This is a genomic window from Flavobacterium sp. LM4, assembly GCF_002017935.1.
GTDB classification, from domain to species: Bacteria; Bacteroidota; Bacteroidia; order Flavobacteriales; family Flavobacteriaceae; genus Flavobacterium; species Flavobacterium chungangense.
This window is the reverse complement of record NZ_MUFW01000001.1, coordinates 2,054,712-2,074,330: the sequence shown is the minus strand read 5'-3', so window position 1 is coordinate 2,074,330 and position 19,619 is coordinate 2,054,712. Positions and strand designations below refer to the sequence as shown.

At 32.2% G+C, this 19,619-nt stretch carries 22 protein-coding genes; 12 read left to right on the top strand and 10 right to left on the bottom strand.

Annotated elements, in window-relative coordinates:
* Positions 1-6: 6 nt before the first annotated feature.
* Positions 7-561 (bottom strand): crossover junction endodeoxyribonuclease RuvC, encoded by a 555-nt coding sequence (gene ruvC, locus BXU10_RS09300; RefSeq protein ID WP_078227091.1) that lies wholly within the window; start codon positions 559-561, stop codon positions 7-9.
* 147 nt (positions 562-708) lie between these two features.
* On the opposite strand from ruvC, the gene BXU10_RS09295 reads away from it, so the two are divergent.
* Both BXU10_RS09295 and BXU10_RS09290 read left to right on the top strand, forming a co-directional pair.
* Positions 709-1,653 (top strand): lysylphosphatidylglycerol synthase domain-containing protein, encoded by a 945-nt coding sequence (locus tag BXU10_RS09295; RefSeq protein WP_078227090.1) that lies wholly within the window; start codon positions 709-711, stop codon positions 1,651-1,653.
* Entirely contained in the window at positions 1,650-2,753 is a 1,104-nt protein-coding gene (locus BXU10_RS09290; protein ID WP_078227089.1) for a glycosyltransferase, read from the top strand. The genes BXU10_RS09295 and BXU10_RS09290 overlap by 4 nt, the downstream gene beginning before the upstream one ends.
* A gap of 103 nt (positions 2,754-2,856) precedes the next feature.
* Here BXU10_RS09290 and BXU10_RS09285 read toward each other — a convergent pair whose 3' ends face one another.
* The gene (locus BXU10_RS09285; RefSeq protein ID WP_031454252.1) at positions 2,857-3,342 is read right to left on the bottom strand and encodes a hypothetical protein; all 486 of its coding nucleotides are present in this window, start codon (positions 3,340-3,342) and stop codon (positions 2,857-2,859) included.
* Between the two features lie 346 nt (positions 3,343-3,688).
* On the opposite strand from BXU10_RS09285, the gene BXU10_RS09280 reads away from it, so the two are divergent.
* Both BXU10_RS09280 and BXU10_RS09275 read left to right on the top strand, forming a co-directional pair.
* Positions 3,689-4,189 carry a DUF456 domain-containing protein gene (locus BXU10_RS09280; RefSeq protein WP_078227956.1) on the top strand — a complete coding sequence of 167 codons (501 nt, stop codon included), beginning with the start codon at positions 3,689-3,691 and terminating at the stop codon, positions 4,187-4,189.
* A gap of 278 nt (positions 4,190-4,467) precedes the next feature.
* Positions 4,468-5,055, top strand: a complete 588-nt coding sequence (locus BXU10_RS09275) for a DUF937 domain-containing protein (RefSeq protein WP_078227088.1) — start codon at positions 4,468-4,470, stop codon at positions 5,053-5,055.
* Between the two features lie 15 nt (positions 5,056-5,070).
* Here BXU10_RS09275 and BXU10_RS09270 read toward each other — a convergent pair whose 3' ends face one another.
* The 6 genes from BXU10_RS09270 to xrtF form a co-directional block, all read right to left on the bottom strand.
* A complete protein-coding gene (locus tag BXU10_RS09270) occupies positions 5,071-5,751 on the bottom strand; it encodes a DedA family protein (RefSeq protein ID WP_031454249.1) in 681 nt (226 codons plus the stop codon).
* Positions 5,752-5,888: 137 nt separating this feature from the next.
* Positions 5,889-6,230 carry a heavy-metal-associated domain-containing protein gene (locus tag BXU10_RS09265; protein ID WP_031454248.1) on the bottom strand — a complete coding sequence of 114 codons (342 nt, stop codon included), beginning with the start codon at positions 6,228-6,230 and terminating at the stop codon, positions 5,889-5,891.
* A gap of 45 nt (positions 6,231-6,275) precedes the next feature.
* Positions 6,276-8,282, bottom strand: a complete 2,007-nt coding sequence (locus BXU10_RS09260; RefSeq protein ID WP_078227955.1) for a TonB-dependent siderophore receptor — start codon at positions 8,280-8,282, stop codon at positions 6,276-6,278.
* Positions 8,283-8,398: 116 nt separating this feature from the next.
* Complete coding sequence (locus tag BXU10_RS09255; RefSeq protein ID WP_031454246.1) at positions 8,399-8,791, bottom strand: hypothetical protein; 393 nt, start codon at positions 8,789-8,791, stop codon at positions 8,399-8,401.
* A gap of 45 nt (positions 8,792-8,836) precedes the next feature.
* Positions 8,837-9,283 carry an exosortase F system-associated protein gene (locus tag BXU10_RS09250; protein ID WP_078227087.1) on the bottom strand — a complete coding sequence of 149 codons (447 nt, stop codon included), beginning with the start codon at positions 9,281-9,283 and terminating at the stop codon, positions 8,837-8,839.
* Positions 9,273-9,809, bottom strand: a complete 537-nt coding sequence (xrtF, locus tag BXU10_RS09245) for an exosortase family protein XrtF (protein ID WP_078227086.1) — start codon at positions 9,807-9,809, stop codon at positions 9,273-9,275. The genes BXU10_RS09250 and xrtF overlap by 11 nt, the downstream gene beginning before the upstream one ends.
* A 70-nt stretch (positions 9,810-9,879) precedes the next feature.
* Between xrtF and BXU10_RS09240 the strand changes: the two genes are divergently transcribed.
* The 5 genes from BXU10_RS09240 (at position 9,880) to BXU10_RS09220 (ending at position 14,783) form a co-directional block, all read left to right on the top strand.
* Complete coding sequence (locus tag BXU10_RS09240) at positions 9,880-10,335, top strand: GAF domain-containing protein (protein ID WP_031454243.1); 456 nt, start codon at positions 9,880-9,882, stop codon at positions 10,333-10,335.
* A 32-nt stretch (positions 10,336-10,367) separates the two neighbouring features.
* Positions 10,368-11,063 (top strand): hypothetical protein, encoded by a 696-nt coding sequence (locus tag BXU10_RS09235; RefSeq protein ID WP_078227085.1) that lies wholly within the window; start codon positions 10,368-10,370, stop codon positions 11,061-11,063.
* Between the two features lie 49 nt (positions 11,064-11,112).
* Positions 11,113-12,054, top strand: coding sequence for an energy transducer TonB (locus BXU10_RS09230; RefSeq protein ID WP_078227084.1), 942 nt, complete (start codon positions 11,113-11,115; stop codon positions 12,052-12,054).
* A 149-nt stretch (positions 12,055-12,203) separates the two neighbouring features.
* Positions 12,204-12,470, top strand: coding sequence for a 30S ribosomal protein S15 (rpsO, locus tag BXU10_RS09225; RefSeq protein ID WP_007804772.1), 267 nt, complete (start codon positions 12,204-12,206; stop codon positions 12,468-12,470).
* Positions 12,471-12,647: 177 nt separating this feature from the next.
* Entirely contained in the window at positions 12,648-14,783 is a 2,136-nt protein-coding gene (locus BXU10_RS09220) for a polyribonucleotide nucleotidyltransferase (RefSeq protein ID WP_078227083.1), read from the top strand.
* Between the two features lie 84 nt (positions 14,784-14,867).
* On the opposite strand, the gene BXU10_RS09215 is transcribed toward BXU10_RS09220, so the two are convergent.
* Positions 14,868-15,935, bottom strand: coding sequence for a fatty acid desaturase (locus BXU10_RS09215; RefSeq protein ID WP_078227082.1), 1,068 nt, complete (start codon positions 15,933-15,935; stop codon positions 14,868-14,870).
* Positions 15,936-16,041: 106 nt separating this feature from the next.
* On the opposite strand from BXU10_RS09215, the gene BXU10_RS09210 reads away from it, so the two are divergent.
* From BXU10_RS09210 to rpe, 3 genes are all read left to right on the top strand, one after another.
* Positions 16,042-17,004 (top strand): hypothetical protein, encoded by a 963-nt coding sequence (locus BXU10_RS09210; RefSeq protein WP_078227081.1) that lies wholly within the window; start codon positions 16,042-16,044, stop codon positions 17,002-17,004.
* Between the two features lie 85 nt (positions 17,005-17,089).
* The gene (locus BXU10_RS09205; RefSeq protein ID WP_007804760.1) at positions 17,090-17,953 is read left to right on the top strand and encodes an RNA polymerase sigma factor RpoD/SigA; all 864 of its coding nucleotides are present in this window, start codon (positions 17,090-17,092) and stop codon (positions 17,951-17,953) included.
* 193 nt (positions 17,954-18,146) lie between these two features.
* Positions 18,147-18,809 carry a ribulose-phosphate 3-epimerase gene (gene rpe / locus BXU10_RS09200; protein WP_078227080.1) on the top strand — a complete coding sequence of 221 codons (663 nt, stop codon included), beginning with the start codon at positions 18,147-18,149 and terminating at the stop codon, positions 18,807-18,809.
* Here rpe and BXU10_RS09195 read toward each other — a convergent pair.
* Positions 18,786-19,565, bottom strand: coding sequence for a DNA/RNA non-specific endonuclease (locus BXU10_RS09195; RefSeq protein WP_078227079.1), 780 nt, complete (start codon positions 19,563-19,565; stop codon positions 18,786-18,788). The two genes, rpe and BXU10_RS09195, sit on opposite strands and share 24 nt — an antisense overlap.
* Between the last annotated feature and the right edge of the window lie 54 nt (positions 19,566-19,619).

The following is a 19,619-nucleotide window of genomic DNA, read 5'->3' as shown; positions in this document are numbered from 1 at the left end:
TGAAAACTATTTTTTAACCCGATCCTCATTCTGTTTCACAAAAGCGTCCCAGCCCGAATAACTTTTGCCTGCCACAATTTTACCTGAGTTAAAGAAATGGCAAACCGCAGCTGCCAAACCATCAGTTGAGTCGAGATTTTTGGGTAATTCTTTTAAGCCTAAAAGCTGCTGAAGCATTTTGGCAACCTGCTCTTTACTGGCATTTCCGTTTCCGGTAATGGCCATTTTTATTTTTTTAGGTTCGTATTCCGTAATTGGAATATCTCTTGAAAGCCCAGCTGCCATTGCAACACCTTGTGCACGGCCTAATTTCAGCATAGACTGAACGTTTTTTCCAAAGAAAGGCGCTTCTATCGCAATTTCATCGGGATGATGCGTTTCAATTAATTCGATAGTTCTTTCAAAGATGATTTTTAATTTTTGGTAATGATTGTCGTATTTAGAAAGCTGCAATTCGTTCAACTGCAGAAATTCCATTTTTTTATTGGTTACTTTAATCAGTCCAAAACCCATAATCGTGGTTCCGGGATCAATACCTAATATGATGCGTTCTTTTGTCAAGTGTTTTTTGTTTGGGTTGCACAAAGTTCTGCTAAGTTAACACAGAGATTAACAAAGTTTTTTTAGTTTTCTCTGTGTGTCTTTGTGATTGCTTTGTGAATCTTTATGGGATAGCATTATTACAATACTTTGTATTACTTTTGCGGCATGATTTCAATTCCTCACAAAGCTAAGCAATTCCTTGTTCTTGTGGCCAAACTTTTGATTGTTGGCGGTGCATTTTATTTTATTTACGATCAGTTGGCGAACAATGATAAACTGGACTGGCAGAAGTTCATTACTTTGTTTCGAAAAAATCAGTCGGTTTTGGGAGTTGGATTTATCTTGCTTTTAAGTGTTTTAAACCGCTATTTTGAAATTTTAAAATGGCAGAATTTAGTCAACGTTATTTACCCAATATCTTTAGGAGAAGCCACAAAACAGGTTCTTGCGGCTTTAACCGCCGGAATTTTCACCCCAAACGGAGTTGGCGAATATGCAGGAAAAGCGTTGTATTACCCAAAATCTGAAGCTAAAAAAGTGGTTTTTCTGAACTTAATATGCAACGGAATACAAATGATTCTCACTATTATTTTTGGCATTTTTGGTCTGTTGTATTTCAATGCGCTGTACAATGTCATTACCACGAAAACAGTATTGATTTTATTTGGCGGATTTTTGCTGATCCTGATTCTATTGTTTTCAATAAAAAAGATAAAAGTAAAGGGATATTCAATTGAAAAACTAATTCATAAGATCAATGAGATTCCAAAACATATTCATCAGAAAAATATCTTTTTAGGTATTTGCCGTTATCTGGTTTTCTCACACCAATATTACTTTTTGTTTCTCGCTTTTGAAGTTTATTTACCCTATTTGACCTTACTGGCGGCCATCACTTCTGTCTATTTTTTGGCCTCTTCATTACCTACTTTTCAGTTTTTAGATTTTGCGGTAAAAGGCAGCGTTGCAATCTATTTCTTCGGAATTTTAGGTGTAAACGAATGGATTGTGGTTTTCATTAGTACACTCATGTGGCTTTTAAACGTCGTTTTACCTGTACTTATAGGCAGTTATTATGTATTGAATTTTAAAACCAAAACAGCAGCATGATCCCGATATTGTTCGTCATATTAAAAATTTATGTGATAACAATCGGCTTGCTGATTTATGGTTTTTTTAAAGTCAAAAAATATCAAAAATCAAATTTAGAACCCAAAACAAGTTTTACGATTATAGTCCCGTTTCGCAATGAAGCAGAAAATTTGCCTATACTTCTGGAGAGCTTTTCGAATCTTAATTATCCTAAGGATTTATTCAAAGTGATTTTGGTTGATGATGGTTCTGACGAAAAATTTCACATTCCACATTTTACATTTCACATTTCACAAATAGACAACATTCGTATTTCAAATTCACCCAAAAAAGATGCCATCACTACCGCAATGCAGCATGTAAAAACCGATTGGGTAATTACTACCGATGCCGATTGTATTGCCTCTGAAAATTGGCTTCTGATATTCGACAACTACATTCAGAAAAATGAAATCTCGATGCTTGCAGGAGCTATAACGTATGAATGTAAAAACTCTTTTTTAGATCATTTTCAACAATTAGATTTAACCAGTCTGCAAGGAGCTACAATTGGGAGCTTTGGACTTAACCGGGCTTTTATGTGCAATGGTGCCAATTTTGCTTACACGAAATCATTGTTTGAAAAGCTAAACGGGTTTGACGGAAACGATAAAATTGCCAGTGGAGATGATGTTTTTTTATTGCAAAAAGCGATTGAGAGATTTCCAAAAGAAGTTCATTATTTAAAAGCTAAAGAAGCTATTGTTCTCACTAAACCAACTGAAACCTTGAAAAGCTTATTTTATCAACGAGTACGCTGGGCGGCAAAAACAAGCTCATATCAAAGCCTCTTTGGAAAGTTATTGGGGCTGGTTGTCTTTCTTGGTAATTTGAGTTTTGTACTCGGATTTTTCTTTGTTTGTTTTGGGATTTGGCCCTATCCGGTTTTTGTTTTGTTTGCTTTTTTAAAATTTGTGACAGACTTTGTCTTGCTTTATGTTACCAATCTTTTTTTGACTAAAGGAAAAATAAAAAGTTTGCTTTTGAGCAGTTTACTTTATCCTTTTTTTAGTACAACAGTAGCTTTGTACAGTTTGTTTGGTTCTTATGAATGGAAAGACCGCCGTTTTAAAATATAATTTTATTAGAATCCCGATGCCCTAGCCCAGATGGAAGCGACATCCTTTTTGTTTTTTCTTTAAAAACAAAAAGATATAGCAGACAGCAGGAATAGCTTCTTATTTATTTACTGTCTTTTTCCTTGAGAATTACAGGCAAAATAAATTGTGATTTTACCGGAATTCCGCGTTTAATAGCAGGATTTACTTTTGGAAAATCGATCAATCGGGCACGAAGAATACTGTCTATTTTTATCGTATCATAAGTGGCTGAATCTTTAGGGAATTGCGGTTCAAATTTCAGGGTAGCATTAGGAAAAACAGTTACTTTGACTTCTATGGTATCTAATTCGGGATACAAAATTGAGAGTGTGTCGATGTCTAATTTTTCCTGAATAAGCTGTGACATGATTTCGAAAAAACATTGTTGACGCTGTTTTTTATCGTTAATCTTCTCACAATCTGCAACTGATGGATATTCGTCAACTTCTTGCCAGTTGATTGATTTTAATTCTTTTTGAAGTAATTCTTTTTCAGACGGAACCTGCTTGTCAAAATATTGACAAGAACTGAAAAATATAAAAAATAATAAAAGAAAATACGGCTTCAAGATTTTGATGTTGAATTGAACTATAAGGTATAAAAATACAATTATTTTTTTTGAGAACCTTCGTATTCCAGATATTCTTCATAGTTTTTATGATGCGTATTCTTTATTTGTATTCCACTATCTTTTCGTTCACGAGACAATAGACATAAGGTTAAATAATTTTAAACTCTATTTTTATTAATATTATAAAAGCATATCAAATTCTTCATCAAAAAATTTTGAACTTTTTTCTTATTACATTTATATAGTGTACTTTTCTTTTAGCGGATTAATTAAAGATTGCTTTCTCCTTATAAATAGATTGGAATATTATCTGAAAATAAAAAAATTTAATTACAAAAACATTATGGATTTACTATTGGTATTACTTGGTTTTATATGTATGCTTATCGGAATTATGGGTAGCTTTTTACCTGTATTACCGGGCTTACTGAGTTGCTGGGTTGGATTATTATTGCTCTATTTAACAAAAGCAGTCGAAAACAACTATTGGGTTTTAGGAATCACTTTTATAATCATGGTTATCATCACAATTTTGGACTATATAATTCCTGCAAAAGGAACAAACCATTTTGGAGGCAGTTCTTTCGGTGTTTGGGGAACTAATATAGGCTTAATAGTCGGCATTCTTGCACCCATACCTTTTGGAGTAATTATAGGGCCTTTTGCAGGTGCATTTATAGGAGAAATGCTGTATGATTCGAAAAATCATAAAAGGGCATTTAAGGCCGCAACAGGTTCATTGATTGGGTTTTTAGCATCCAGTTTTATAAATTTTTTATTATGTGTAATTTATATGGGGCTTTTTCTTAATGTAATCTGGCAGAACAGAAGTTTACTTTTTTAAACGTATAATTTAAATTTAAGTTTTTTCTTATATTTTAAAACTTTACATCTAAAAAATAAAAATATTTTTAAATATTTATTACTTTATTTTAATAAGTAGCCTTTATATTTATTGATATTATCAATAATTGTTAATTAAACTACAAAAAAGGCAAAGCAAAATATTTAACTTATTTTTTGGATATGTTAATTTATTTTATATTTTTATCATTATAAACGACAAAATACCACATTTAATCGGTTATTGACAGCATTTATTAATTAATCCAGTATACAATTATGACCCCAAATCTACAAATTGAACTACGCCGCTTTATCTCGTCCAATGTTATCTCAAAACTGAACAAATTTTACTTCGAAAATGATGCTTTATTAATTAAGGCTATCGACGTTTCGTTAGGAACTGTGTTAATGGGATGCTACAACAATTTTAATGAGAAAACATTAGAAGAAATGACTGAACTTGTTCAGGACTCAGCATTTTACAAAGAAGTCGATTTTGCTTCTTCCCGAATTTTATCTGTAGACGAAAATTACAAATTAGAAGGAAATCAACTCTTAGAACAGATTTTCACCAGTAAAAAAGCCAGAATTACCGAAATGATTTCGAATGAAGTTGGCATAAAAAGTGAAACAGCACGTGAAGTGCTGAATTTTTCTACTTTACTCGTTATTTCTTATTTGAAGTTTAATGCGGAAGTAACCACAAGTTTAAAATTACTTTTAGATGAACAAAAAAGAGATATACTGAACAGTATACCTCCTGGAATAAAAATTATTTTAGGATTTTCTTGTTATGAAACTGTAGAAGAAAAAAATAATTCGCGTTTTGCAAGATCAATTTTTAATCTATTTGGAAACATTTAATTTTATAAACTAAAATTAAATTTTCTCAATTGGTCTTTTCTTCAAAAGCTTCAATAAAACGGGGAATGTAGAAATAATTACAATGATTATGATGATATATTCAATATGATGTTTCAGGTCAATTCCTTGTTTTAAAAACACTCCATATAGGTAATGGCCTGCGAATATCAATATAAAAGACCATAAAAAGGAACTCAAAATATTATAGAACATAAATTTCTTCTTATCCATAGAAACTATACCTGCCACAATTGGAGCAAATGTTCTGAAAATTGGTAAAAACCTTGCATAAATTATAGCCTTACCTCCATACTTTTCGAAGAAATCTTTCGATTGTAAGAGGTATTTCTTTTTGAACCAGAAACTGTCTTCTTTCTTAAACAAATAATAACCGCTTTTGGCACCAAACCAATAACCGGTCATATTTCCTAAAACTCCCATGATTGCTACCAAAAACGATAGTAAAAAGACGTTTAGGAAATCATTCGGAATAAAAATCATATTTTCAATCAGTTCCCCACTGTAAATTCCTGCTAAAAACAACAAACTGTCTCCTGGTAGAAAAAAACCCGCAAACAATCCTGTTTCTGCAAAAACAATAAACAATACAATATACAAACCTATTTGAATTCCGCCTATGCTTAAATTAATATAAAACTCAGGATTTATTAATTGAGACCAGTCAAAATTATTCATATACTATGGGGGGTTTATTATTGAAATTATAAGGCTGTGAAATTAACAATAATTTAGTTTAACCACAATAAATTACGGTATTTTAAACATAAATTAACTATTAAAAAGCCCAGGCTTTAAACCCGGGCCGTGAATAATTATTCTCTCTCGTATTTACAACAAGTGTGTAAATTGTCATAATCTTTTTGAGTTGCTTTTACCTCTTTTGTATCGTGGCCTACCTTTGCAACTGCATTGTTTAAATCTGCTGTTGATGATTTCTCTTCATTTAAAATCACCGTCAGTTGATGTGAACTGATATCCCAATTGGCAGTTTTTACCCCCGGCACACTAAATGCTGCTTTTTCAATTCGTTTTTTACATTGTTCGCAATTACCATTTACCTCTGTAGTGTATTTTAAGTTTTTATTTTTTTTAGTTTGAGCCTGAGCTGAAAATCCTAAAAAAGTCACTAATGCTATTAAAATTATTCTGTTCATTTTATTAAATATTAATGTTATTGATTTTTGAAATTGATATTGTAATTATTTTATTTTAAAACGCAATCCCGCATAATACATCTGCCCAAAAATTGGAGCATATGCTACAGAAGCATCAAAGTTAGAGCCAAAAGGATCATCAGCACCCAAAATTGCTTTTTTCTGTTTGTAATTTCCAATGTTTTCCCCTCCAATATAGACTTCAAAAACTGATGAAAAAACTCGGGTTATCTGTGCATTCATAACAGCATACGAAGGTGAAAAATCTGAAAATTGATCGGACACAGGATTTGATGCAGTATATGGCAATTGTTGTTTTCCGGACCAATTAAAGGTATAATCAAATTTCCATTGTCTATCATCATTTAAATTAGTTTCGTATTCCAGGTTTCCTAAAAAACGATGTTTTGCCTGAAGTGGTCTCTGAAAAGTCCCTCTTAAATAATCTGTTTGGATATCATAATATTTGTATGCTGTTCTTAGATTCAAATTATGAATCAACTCATAGTTAAACTCTACTTGCAAACTATTTGCGAATGAATTTCCTTTTAAGTTATAGAACAAAACTTCCTGCGGACTTTGCATCAAATCGACAACGGCCTGATTTTGAAAATCAGTTCTGTAGATATCAAAACCTGCCTCAGCATTTTTATTAAAAAGTTTAAATTTCTGAGAAAAACTCAAACCATAGTTCCAGGCAATTTCAGGATTCAAACCATAAACTTTTCCGTTATTATCTAAAATTGAAAAAGTTCTTGAGCTTGCAAAAAGCTGTTGATTTTCAGCAAAAATATTTGCCGAACGTTTTCCTCTTCCAGCAGAAAGACGAAGAACCCCATCTTTCCAGGGATTGTAGCGAACATGAAGACGAGGTGTAGCAAAAAAACCCAAGCGGTTATGATTATCTACTCTTGCTCCCAAAATCAGACTGAAATTATCCGCATTATCATAGGTGTATTCAAAAAATGCTCCAACAGAATTATCAATTCTACTATAATCGTTTATGTTAACAAATTCCTGATATTGATCATAAGTAAAATTCAACCCCGTTGTAAATTTATGCATTGTATTATTGATAATCGAATTGAAAATTAAATTCGAATAAAAACTATTCTGCTTAATATCATACTGATTTAAACCGAAATACGAATCTTGTTTATGACTATTAAAAGCATTTTGAAAACCAATACTTTGATATGGCATATCTTTAAAAACGTATCCAATTTTAGTAGAAACATCAAATCGTTCTGTATTGATTTCTGATCCCCAATGATTTGTTGTTCCACGATCTCTGTCTTTATCAAAATCCACTTCCCCTGTTTGTTTTTTATCATTCATATATCTGAAATTGATAAAACTTACCAAACCGCTTTCGGGATCATAATATTGATATCGGTTTAAAATATTGATTTGTTTTCCTAACGGATTATCCAGAAACCCGTCATCGTTCATATCATTTTTTGCCACGCGTGCATTTCCGTGCAGAAACAAACTTGTTGCCCACTTATCTGATAATTTTTTATTGAAGTGGGTATTCAATTCAAAACGGGCATCAGTAGATCCGTAAGCATTAAGAAAAAAGGGAATATCGTTTAGAGGCTTTAAAAGCTCTGTATTTATTTGTCCCGAAATACTTTCATATCCATTTATTACACTTCCTGCACCTTTTGTAATCTGAACACTTTCTATCCAGGTTCCGGGTGTAAATGACAATCCGTAGGCTTGAGAAGCACCGCGAACAGAGGGAATATTTTCTTCGGTAATCATCAAATACGGGCTTGTCAATCCCAGCATTTTTATTTGCTTTGTTCCCGTTAAAGCATCCGAAAAATTAACATCGATTGACGGATTGGTTTCAAAACTTTCTGCAAGATTACAACAAGCAGCTTTCAGTAGTTCCTTACTTGTAATAACAGTTGTATTAGCAGTAAGGGTATAGGATTTCTTAATTCCTTTTTGCTTTTTAGTTATTTTTACTTCCTCTAAATCTTCTTGCGAAAACACAGAAACAGAAAGCAAAATCATCATAAAAAGCATGATGTTTTTTTGCATAAAAAAGATTTTAATGTTATTTAGAAATTCTGATTTAACGATTCTTAACAAAAAAGAAATATTAAAACAAGACAATTACAAGCCACAATAAAAGGGCTTGATTCTAAACATTAAAATCAGGAATAAAAAATGTATTGATTGTATAATTTGAATAAGGGGGGCGCATTTGCATCAGCATAATACGAAATAACCTGATTGTTTTTGAAATTTGGTACAGACAAAAAAGCAATTGGTTTATATTCCTTAATTAACGCTGAAAAAGCAAGTTGATAAAAGAACACCTTAACAGTAGCATTATCTGATTTCTTTTCAAATTTAACCACTTTGTCTTTACAACAAGAAGACTTTTTCTCTTTATCTCCGCAGCACTTTTTAACAGGAGATACTGTAGTACTTAATGAGACAGAAGCAATCTTTCCTCCGCAATAATGCACATCAAGAGCAAATCCAATGTTGGAAACCAACAATAGGAAAGCTAAAAATAGTCCTGTACATTTCTTTAAATTCATACTGCAAAAGTATTTAAAAGCCTTTAAAAACAATCTAATAAAATGTTATTTTTTGATATTTTGTTTCTGATAGTAAAAAGCAGGAATGAATAGCAGTACAAATATGGGTTGAATAATAAACCTTCTCACATAAAAAAGTAACCAATTTGCCTTTGGAAAATAAGTTATAATTATAAAAAACATCCCAAACAATACCAATAAAAAAAATCCATACATAATAGTGCTGAATTTTAACCCCTCGAGATCCCTAAATAAAACATAAATAAGCATTAATGATAAAAGAGTATTAAAAAAATAACGAAAGAAAAGTCCATAAAAAAGTTTAAAAACATCTACTTCAGGAAATGGTGCATTTTTAAAATTGGATTCAAAATAATTCAAAAAAGGATCATAAAATAATTGACTTTCAAAAGCCCTTATTCCTATAAAACACAATACAATCAATGTTGCTATTAGAATTTTAGCTTTATGTTCATATATTTTATTTAGCATACTTTGAAAATTTATTAATCCAAAATATCCATAATAAAAAAACCAACCCGTAAATAATTAAAGGAAAAAGGACTCCATGCAAAATATGCACATTCTCCGGAAAACGATATATCAAAACGGTTAAAATAGCGATTCGAATCACATTCAAAATATAAATACAAAGGCTTCCTGCCAAGATGAATAATATAGTTGCTTTAAATTTTCCTGAAAAAGCAACTACAAAAGAGACAAACAGAATAAGCACGCTTACCGCATTACAGCCTTCCACAATTCGAACTGTACGTTTTTTATTATACCAAACTTCCAGAAAAGGAGATAATTGGTTTTTTTGAATTTTGATATCACAATTAAACAAATTCATTATTTGTTCAACATTTCGGCCAACAATATTTGTAACTCCATCCACATCATTCGCTTCAAAACTGTTTAAATAAAGCTTGTACCCTAAAGTGAGTATAATATAAGCTAAAAAAAAAGTACCTATAAAAAGAAGGAAGGGTTTAAATTGTATTAAATATTTTTTCAAAAGATTTTTTTTTCAAATTTATATATTTTTTGAGTTCAGCTTTAAATACTTTTGTATAAATATTTAAATTATGACATTTCAGGAATTACAACCCAAAGTAAGCGCTATTGTAGCTGATTCAAATAAGGACAGAGATGATAAATTATTAGCAATCTGTCAATTACTAAACACAAATATAGAATATTATAACTGGGTTGGCTTTTATTTTGCCAATCATGAAAACAAAACCTTGCATTTAGGACCCTACGTTGGTGCCGAAACAGATCATACCGTAATTCCTTTTGGAAAAGGGATTTGCGGACAAGTTGCCGAAAGCAACGCTAATTTTGTAGTGCCCGATGTAAAAGCACAGGATAATTATATTGCCTGTAGTTTTACTGTAAAATCTGAAATAGTGGTACCATTATTTGTAAACAGCATAAATATCGGTCAGATTGACATTGACAGTCACGTGATTGATCCTTTTACAGAAGCTGACGAGAGGTTCCTTGAATTCGTAAATCAAGAAGTTGCTAAATTATTCTAGAAGCCCTATTTTTATATAAAAAATAGACCTGAATGCAAAAAAACATCTTCATAGTATTTCTTCTTTTAGTTTCAGCAAATCTATTTGCACAAATTAACATGGTCTCGAAAAAAATTTTTCTTGATACGTTAAATTGTGAAGCAAAACCAGAAAACTATAGTTACACTCGGGTAATTACCAATTATTCTCAAAAAAGTGTCCGATACGTTGTTACTGATTTTTATAAAAACGGAAGAAAAAAAATGACAGGCGCAACCTTAGAAAGAGATTTTTTGAAAAAAGATGGGGAATTTATCTATTATTACAAAAACGGCGCAAAGGAATCGGTTGTAAATTATTCTGAAGATCATAAGTCTGGTAAAGAAATTAACTGGTACGAAAATCAAAGCAAAAAGTCTGAAAAACGGAACCTATGGGATCCTAAAAAGAAAACATCACAAACCTTAATTCTTAATTATTGGGATGAAAACAATAACCAAACCGTAATTGACGGAAATGGTGAATATGAAGAAACAGATAAATTTGTAACACAAAAAGGAACTCTTAAAGACGGACTAAAACAAGGTGTTTGGCAAGGAAACAATATCTTAAGCAAAATTTCTTTTACCGATAATTACGACAAAGGAATTCTGATTTCAGGAACAAGCATAGATGAAAACAATGTAAGCTTTTCGTATACTTCTTTAAATGAGAAACAAATCGGCAAAAAAAATCAGAAACTAAAATAGCAGCTAAAACTAATCTTAATTTTCATAACACTATTTATTTAAAAAATCAATGAGAAAAAAACTTTTCATTCTTACTATCTTATTTCCAATATGGCTTTTTTCACAAAATTCTTCAGATAAAATCATATATTTTGATTCAATTGGGAAAGACGCTTCAAAAGAAAACCACACCTCCTATAGAATTATAAAAGATTACAACACCGAAAAAAACCTGTATCAGATTAAAGATTATTATAAATCTGGGGAATTAAAAATGGAGGGGAGCTCTAAAACTAAAGATGGATATTCAAGAGAAGGCGAATATGTTTATTACTATGAAAATGGTAAGAAAAAAAGAACCGAAAATTATCTCAAATCAAGATTGAATGGAAGTTTTTCAGAATGGTACGAAAACGGAAAACCTAAATTAAAAGGTGAATATATTGAATCTGAAAAAGGATTTAGCTCAGATTTAAAAATTTATGATTTTTGGAATTCTAAAAACGAACATACTGTCAAAAATGGCAATGGTATCTATGAAGAAAATGGAGAGAAATCTTCGTCTAAGGGAAATTTAAAAAATGGATTTAAAGATGGTGAATGGAAAGATATTAATGAAGCTACTAACTATCAATACACTGATATTTATAATGAAGGAAAGTTTATTTCTGGAAAAAGTACAAACTCGGAAGGTAAAGAAAGACAATACAACGTTCTGGAATCAAAACCATTACCACAAAAAGGAATTACTGATTTTTATAAATTCATTGGAGCTAATTTTGTAAAAACAAAAGAAGCAGTAATCAATAAAATATCTGGAAAAATAGTTGTTCAATTTGTAATTGAAAGAGATGGTAAAATTGTTGACCCAAAAATTCTAAAGTCATTAGGATATGGTCTTGATGAAGAAGCAATGAGAGTAGTTACGAGTTATGAAAACTGGATTCCTGGACAGCAGAGAGGTGTACCTGTCAGAGTACTATACTCTATACCTATAGCAGTTTCAAATTAGCAAATAAAAAGATTTAAAATTCTTCAAAAAACAACATTCTTTTTTAGATTCTTTTATTTTTGTTTGATTCTTTTGTTTTTTTAATCTAATTTTGCACCCGTCTTACAAAAGTTGTCTGACATACATAAAAATCATTAAATAATATTGGAATGTATTTAACCAAAGAAAAGAAAGAAGAGATTTTCGCACAACACGGTGGTGCAACAAACACTGGAAGCGCAGAAGGTCAAATTGCATTGTTCACTTACAGAATTTCTCACTTAACTGAACACTTGAAAAAAAATCGTCACGATTACAACACTGAGCGTTCTCTTGTACTATTAGTAGGTAAAAGAAGAGCTTTGTTGGATTACTTGAAAAAGAAAGAGATTAACAGATATCGTGAGATTATCAAAGTATTGAATATCAGAAAATAATCAATATAGAAAAGAGGTGCGAAAGTGCCTCTTTTTGTTTTTACAAAATACAAGTCTTTCAGGCTGTTACAAGAAAAAAAGTTTGGTTTTTCATTGGGTTTTAGATAACAACAACTACACACAACAACACTACAACACAACTAAAACCCATTGTATAATCAATAAGGAAAAAAATTTATGATTCCACAATTATTTGTAGAAAAGATCGATTTAGGTGATGGCAGAAGCATCACAATCGAGACAGGACGTTTAGCCAAACAAGCTGACGGTTCTGTAGTAGTAAGAATGGGCGACACGATGATTCTTGCAACAGCAGTTTCAGCTCGCACCAGCAACCCAGGCGTTGATTTTTTACCGTTAACGGTAGATTATCGCGAAAAATTTGCAGCAGCAGGTCGTTTTCCTGGAGGTTTCTTTAAAAGAGAAGCACGCCCAAGCGACAGCGAAGTATTGACAATGAGATTAGTTGACCGTGTATTGCGTCCGCTTTTCCCAGACGATTACCATGCTGAAACACAAGTTATGATTCAGTTAATGTCTCACGACGGTGAAGTTATGCCAGATGCATTGGCAGGGTTAGCGGCATCTGCAGCATTAGCAGTTTCAGACATTCCATTTTACAACTTGATTTCTGAAGTTCGTGTTGCACGTATCGACGGAAAATTAGTAATCAATCCAAGCAGAGAAGAATTAGAAAAGTCTGACATCGATATGATGATCGGAGCTTCTATGGATTCTGTTGCCATGGTTGAAGGTGAGATGAAAGAAATTTCAGAAGCTGAAATGATCGAAGCTATTAAATTCGCTCACGAAGCTATCAAAGTTCAAATTCAGGCTCAATATCGTTTACAGGAAGCTTTTGGTAAAAAAGAAATCCGTACTTACGAAGGCGAGAAAGAGAACGAAGAAATTTACAAAAAAGTAAAAGCAGCTGCATACGATAAAATTTATGCTATTGCAAAAGTCGGATCTGCAAAACACGAAAGAAGCGCTGCTTTTGCTGAAGTAAAAGAAGAAGTAAAAGCTTTATTTACAGAAGAAGAATTAGCTGCTGACGGTGATTTAGTTGGTAAATATTTCTACAAAACAAACAAAGAAGCTGTTCGTAATGTAGTTTTAGAATTAGGGATTCGTTTAGATGGTAGAAAAACTACAGATATCAGACCAATTTGGTGTGAAACTGATTATCTACCAAGAGTTCACGGTTCTGCTTTATTTACTCGTGGGGAAACTCAGGCTTTGGCAACTGTAACTTTAGGAACTTCAAGAGAAGCAAACCAAATTGATTCTCCATCTGAACAAGGCGAAGAGAAATTCTACTTACACTATAACTTCCCTCCTTTCTCTACTGGTGAAGCAAAACCATTAAGAGGAACTTCAAGAAGAGAAGTTGGTCACGGTAATCTGGCTCAAAGAGCATTAAAAAATATGATACCTGCAGATTGTCCTTACACAATTCGTATTGTTTCTGAAGTTTTAGAATCTAACGGTTCTTCTTCTATGGCAACGGTTTGTGCCGGAACAATGGCGCTTATGGATGCCGGAGTTCAAATGGTAAAACCAGTTTCAGGGATTGCTATGGGATTAATTACTGACGGAGAGAAATTTGCGGTATTGTCTGATATTTTAGGAGATGAAGATCACTTAGGAGACATGGACTTTAAAGTAACCGGAACTGCTGATGGTATCACTGCTTGTCAAATGGACATCAAAATTGATGGTTTACGTTATGATATTATGGAGCAGGCTTTATCTCAGGCTCGCGACGGACGTTTGCATATTTTAGGAAAATTAACTGAAACTATTGCTGCTCCAAGAGCTGATGTAAAAGCACATTCACCAAAAATCATCACCAGAACTATCCCTGGAAACTTTATTGGAGCATTAATTGGTCCTGGAGGAAAAGTAATTCAGGAATTACAAAAAGCTACAGGAACAACTATTGTAATCAACGAAGTTGACGAACAAGGTGTTATCGAAATCTTAGGTACAGATCCTGCCGGAATTGAAGCTGTATTGGCTAAAATTAAGTCAATCACTTTCAAACCACAAATGGGAGAAGCTTATGAAGTAAAAGTAATTAAAATGTTAGATTTTGGAGCTGTTGTAGAATATACTGCTGCACCAGGAAATGAAGTTTTATTACACGTTTCTGAATTAGCTTGGGAGCGCACTGAAAACGTTACAGATGTTGTAAACATGGGCGACGTATTTCAAGTAAAATACTTAGGTGTTGATCCTAAAACTAAAAAAGAAAAAGTGTCAAGAAAAGCACTTTTACAAAGACCTCCACGTGAGGAGAAAAAAGAGTAATCAGATCTTAGTTTACTAAAGGTTTATTCATAGAAAACCCCCAATTCATAATTTGTATTGGGGGTTTTACATTAATCCCTAACACTAATTTTTTCCCATTTTGTGTAAATGCTTAAAATGCGAAAACATCATTTCAAATAAGGTCTTATGATGATAAGGCTGTTTGAATTCTTTTGTCGTATCTTCGATTATTTTATTTATTTCACTATAATTAGTATGACAGATATTAGGAAAGAGATGATGTGCCGCATGGCAATTTGACCCACCGCTTAAAAACCTTGCCCAACCTTTATTGGCATCCCAATCACAACTAGTGTATAATTGATGAACCGCCCAGGTATGCTCAAGAAATTCTCCCTCAGGCTGTGGATAATCTGCTCCATCAAAAAAATGCGTCCCCACAAGCATGATAATAAACACCATCGATGTAAAAGCACTAGCGGTTAGAAAAGTCAACACAATAAAAGTCCAGGAAAAGTCAGCGTACAATAACGGAAGCGCTAACACTAAAGAAAAATAAAACACTTTATACAGTAAAAATCTAAAGTATAATTCAGCCTTTGAAACTCCTCGTTTCATCCAGTCGTATTCATCTGAAAACAAATACACCCAATCGCTCATAAAAACAGAATGCAGTAAAGTAAACATATAAACAAATGGCGCATAATATGCCTGATATTTATGCTTTGGTTTCCATGGATGCGTTGGGCTCAGCCTCAAAAATGGATTTTTATCTATATCAATATCACTTCCTTCAACATTTGCATACAAATGATGTGACCGAATATGCCTTAATCCCCAAAGTAAAGGATCAATTCCTACTGTCAGAAAACTAAAAAAGTGCAAAACTGAATTTGCTTTTTTATTTCTGAATGCCGTATCATGAGACGCATCATGTCCAAAACTAAATCCGATCAATAATCCTGACAATTGAAAAACTACATATAAAAACCAAAAAATAGTTTTATTACTGTTCAAGAATAACAACGAATAAGACGAGTAGCAAATTAGAGTCCAAAATAAACCTTTAAACCAAAATCTTGCATCTCCATGCGAAACGGTTTTATCTTTGAGTTTATCATTAACTTTTTCTTTTAAAGCAAGAAAAAATAGCTTTTCATCTGCCGATTTATTGAAATATTTAGCTTTCATAATTATAGATTATTTTAAAATTACAGAGCAAAACTATTGCAATTATCACATCTGTATTTGCAAAAACTAATAAAAGTATTTTCTATATTTGTGATTATCACAAATTATGAAACATCAGGAATCTTTTTTAAAAGCAATTAGAAGTAAAGTTTCTAAGTCTGAATCGTTAATAGATGAAATCGCCGCTATCCTGGAAATCAGTTACGATGCATCACACCGAAGAATCTCCCAAAAGAGTAAATTCTCTATCGACGAGACCATTAAACTAGCTAGCCATTACAATATTTCTTTGGACAATTTATTTTCGAAAAAAGAAAAGGTTATTATCGAAAAAACAATTGAGATTGAAACCTTAAAGGACATGCTGCAGTATTTCAAATCATCTGCTGAACAGATAGCATTTTTAACCAAAAATCCAAAAACAACATTGTTTTATTCCGCGAAAGATATTCCGCTATTTTATTTTATGGACGGTACAATTTTATCAAAATTTAAGGCTTTTGTATGGTTAAATCTTTTAAAAACAAACCAGAAGAAAGTTGCTTTTGAAAATTTCGTAATCGATGAATCTTTTTCGGAATACATGCAAACACTAAAAAAAACATATGAAAATACTAGCGTAAATGAAGTTTGGAATGACACTACAATCAACAGCAGTTTACAGCAAATTTTATACTTTTATGAATCAGGGCTACTGAATCTAAAAAGTGCAAATGCATTATGTAAAGACTTAAAAAGGATTGTACATTTAATTCAGGAAAAATGCAATGCTTCTAATACTAATTTTGCCCTCTATTATAATGAACTCATATTATTAAATAACAACATGATGATAGAAACTCCTGAAAAACTTACCATGTTTGTTCCATATACCCTGCTAGGATATTTCATTACTGATAATGAAGAAAGCTGCAAGAATGTACATCAGTTTTTTAAACAGCAAATTATCAATTCAAAACCCTTGAGACAATCCGGAATTAAAGAACAGAATCTATTCTTTAACAGAGCAATACGAAAAATAGATCATTACCAGGAAAGAATAAATTCTGAAGTTGATTTATTATTTTAAAAATATTTTTTCTTCATCTGTAACTTTTTTGCATCTTCTTACGTATAACCATTTGTACACTTTAAAAAAATAGGGAGACAACAACATGAGACAACTTAAAATTACCAAGCAGGTAACCAATCGTGAAACTGCATCGTTAGACAAATATCTACAAGAAATTGGAAAAGTTGACCTAATTACCGCCGATGAAGAGGTAGAATTAGCACAAAGAATAAAGGCCGGTGATCAAAGAGCATTAGAGAAATTAACAAAAGCCAACCTACGTTTCGTAGTATCTGTGGCTAAACAATATCAAAATCAAGGATTAACTCTTCCTGACTTAATTAATGAAGGAAACTTAGGATTAATTAAAGCAGCTCAGCGTTTTGATGAAACCCGTGGATTCAAATTCATTTCTTACGCTGTATGGTGGATTCGTCAATCGATTCTTCAGGCTTTGGCAGAACAATCACGTATTGTTCGTTTACCATTAAACAAAATTGGTTCTATCAATAAAATCAACAAAATGTATGCGCTATTAGAGCAATCTAATGAACGTCCGCCTTCTGCTGAAGAAATTGCAAAAGAACTTGATATGACTGTAAATGACGTAAAAGAATCTATGAAAAACTCGGGTCGTCACTTATCTATGGATGCACCTCTTGTTGAAGGTGAAGATTCTAACCTTTATGACGTATTACGTTCGGGAGAATCTCCAAACCCTGACAGAGAATTAATTCACGAATCTTTACGTACTGAAATCGAGCGTTCATTAGAAACATTAACTCCAAGAGAAGCAGACGTAGTTCGTTTGTATTTTGGTCTTGGCGACCAACATCCAATGACTTTGGAAGAAATTGGAGAAACTTTTGACTTAACCCGTGAGCGTGTACGTCAGATTAAAGAAAAAGCAATCCGTAGATTGAAACACACCTCAAGAAGTAAAATTCTTAAAACCTATTTAGGTTAAACAATATTTGTTTCAGGTTTAAAGTTTCAGGTTATTTTTTGTAACTTGATATATGAAATATGAAACCTTTGTAACGCAAACAACAGTTTGATTGACTGTTCGTTTTTTGATTGATGATTGAAACTCCGGCTGATTACCGGAGTTTTTTATTTTTTATAATTACCTTTGCAAAAAATAACACAACAACCACACAATGAAAAATACACTTATTGCTCCTTCTGTTCTTGCAGCTGATTTTGCCAATTTACAGCGTGATATCGAAATGATCAACAACAGTCAGGCTGACTGGTTTCATATTGATATTATGGATGGGGTTTTTGTTCCGAATATTTCTTTTGGAATGCCAGTTTTAGAAGCTATTGCTAAACATGCAAAAAAAACCATCGATGTTCATTTAATGATTATTGATCCGGATCGATATATTAAAACTTTTGCAGATTTAGGAGCAAATATCCTAAGTGTACATTATGAAGCCTGCACTCATCTGCACAGAACTCTTCAAGCTATTAAAGCTGAAGGAATGAAAGCAGGAGTCGCAATCAATCCTCACACAAATATAGATTTATTAGAAGATGTAATCAATGATATTGATTTAGTTTGCATTATGAGTGTAAATCCCGGTTTTGGAGGCCAGTCGTTCATAGAAAACACTTATGACAAAGTAAGAAAACTAAAAGCATTAATTAACCGTAAAAACGCTCCAACACTAATAGAAATTGACGGCGGTGTAACCAATAAAAATGCAAAACAATTAACAGAAGCAGGAGCTGATGTATTAGTTGCAGGAAGCTTTGTTTTTAAAGCAGAAAACCCAACATCAACTATTGCCGATTTAAAAGTCCTTACTGCTTTTTAAGTTTTTTAAATTAGGGAAGAAATCAATTCCGGTCATTTTTTCTAAAGTTTCAACTGGGACTACAAATTCATAAATTCCTTTTTGACTTTTTTCATTCGGAATTAAAAAAGCAATAGCCTTATGTTCCTTTCCTGATTTAGTCACAACAATTTTATAAAAATATTTAGGAACAGAAACCTCTTCTGTTCCTATTTTTATATCAGAATCTTTCAAAACTCCTCCCGTCACAACGTATACATCATTATATTTTTCTGCCCAATAACGAACTTTGTTTTCTAAGCGATTCCATACACCGCTATTAAATTCATGATTCTGAGGCGAAATATTCGAAGTATAAAATGTATCGTCGTATGCTTTTTTATCAAATTCCATGTCTCCTGCAGGACAAAGATGCCCTTTATCGTATCCGGATTTTTTATAATTTCTCCAATCTGCCGAGCCAGTTGTTACCTTCGGATCTTCAATAAAATAAGGTCTTTTGAAATCATTATTTTTCAAGTACTCTTTTTTCAATTCGTATGCTACCCATTCTGCCTGCTCAAATTTTTCATTATATGACAATGTGTAATAATCATGTTTTACAATTTGCTTTGTTGTAGAAGTAGGTAAATATGCGATTGTATAACCCGCTTTTGAAACATCTTGTATTGAAGTAACAAAAGTATTTTGTGCCAACAGTGTTTCTTTTTCGTTTTTCTCTTTTTTACAAGAGACAATAAATAGTGTGATTATAAATAAAACGAGTATCTTTTTCATGTTCAATGATTATATTTTTGAAAAAAAGCTCCATAATTTTAAAAAATATGGAGC

Coding starts and splice junctions, on each gene's coding strand:
- BXU10_RS09280 (WP_078227956.1), top strand. CDS start 3,689: ATGGATTTACTATTGGTATTACTTGGTTTTATATGTATGCTTATCGGA.
- BXU10_RS09275 (WP_078227088.1), top strand. CDS start 4,468: ATGACCCCAAATCTACAAATTGAACTACGCCGCTTTATCTCGTCCAAT.
- BXU10_RS09295 (WP_078227090.1), top strand. CDS start 709: ATGATTTCAATTCCTCACAAAGCTAAGCAATTCCTTGTTCTTGTGGCC.
- BXU10_RS09215 (WP_078227082.1), bottom strand. CDS start 15,935: ATGAAAGCTAAATATTTCAATAAATCGGCAGATGAAAAGCTATTTTTT.
- BXU10_RS09210 (WP_078227081.1), top strand. CDS start 16,042: ATGAAACATCAGGAATCTTTTTTAAAAGCAATTAGAAGTAAAGTTTCT.
- rpe (WP_078227080.1), top strand. CDS start 18,147: ATGAAAAATACACTTATTGCTCCTTCTGTTCTTGCAGCTGATTTTGCC.
- BXU10_RS09205 (WP_007804760.1), top strand. CDS start 17,090: ATGAGACAACTTAAAATTACCAAGCAGGTAACCAATCGTGAAACTGCA.
- BXU10_RS09265 (WP_031454248.1), bottom strand. CDS start 6,230: ATGAACAGAATAATTTTAATAGCATTAGTGACTTTTTTAGGATTTTCA.
- BXU10_RS09235 (WP_078227085.1), top strand. CDS start 10,368: ATGCAAAAAAACATCTTCATAGTATTTCTTCTTTTAGTTTCAGCAAAT.
- BXU10_RS09270 (WP_031454249.1), bottom strand. CDS start 5,751: ATGAATAATTTTGACTGGTCTCAATTAATAAATCCTGAGTTTTATATT.
- BXU10_RS09220 (WP_078227083.1), top strand. CDS start 12,648: ATGATTCCACAATTATTTGTAGAAAAGATCGATTTAGGTGATGGCAGA.
- rpsO (WP_007804772.1), top strand. CDS start 12,204: ATGTATTTAACCAAAGAAAAGAAAGAAGAGATTTTCGCACAACACGGT.
- BXU10_RS09195 (WP_078227079.1), bottom strand. CDS start 19,565: ATGAAAAAGATACTCGTTTTATTTATAATCACACTATTTATTGTCTCT.
- BXU10_RS09230 (WP_078227084.1), top strand. CDS start 11,113: ATGAGAAAAAAACTTTTCATTCTTACTATCTTATTTCCAATATGGCTT.
- BXU10_RS09250 (WP_078227087.1), bottom strand. CDS start 9,283: ATGCTAAATAAAATATATGAACATAAAGCTAAAATTCTAATAGCAACA.
- BXU10_RS09255 (WP_031454246.1), bottom strand. CDS start 8,791: ATGAATTTAAAGAAATGTACAGGACTATTTTTAGCTTTCCTATTGTTG.
- BXU10_RS09290 (WP_078227089.1), top strand. CDS start 1,650: ATGATCCCGATATTGTTCGTCATATTAAAAATTTATGTGATAACAATC.
- BXU10_RS09260 (WP_078227955.1), bottom strand. CDS start 8,282: ATGCAAAAAAACATCATGCTTTTTATGATGATTTTGCTTTCTGTTTCT.
- BXU10_RS09240 (WP_031454243.1), top strand. CDS start 9,880: ATGACATTTCAGGAATTACAACCCAAAGTAAGCGCTATTGTAGCTGAT.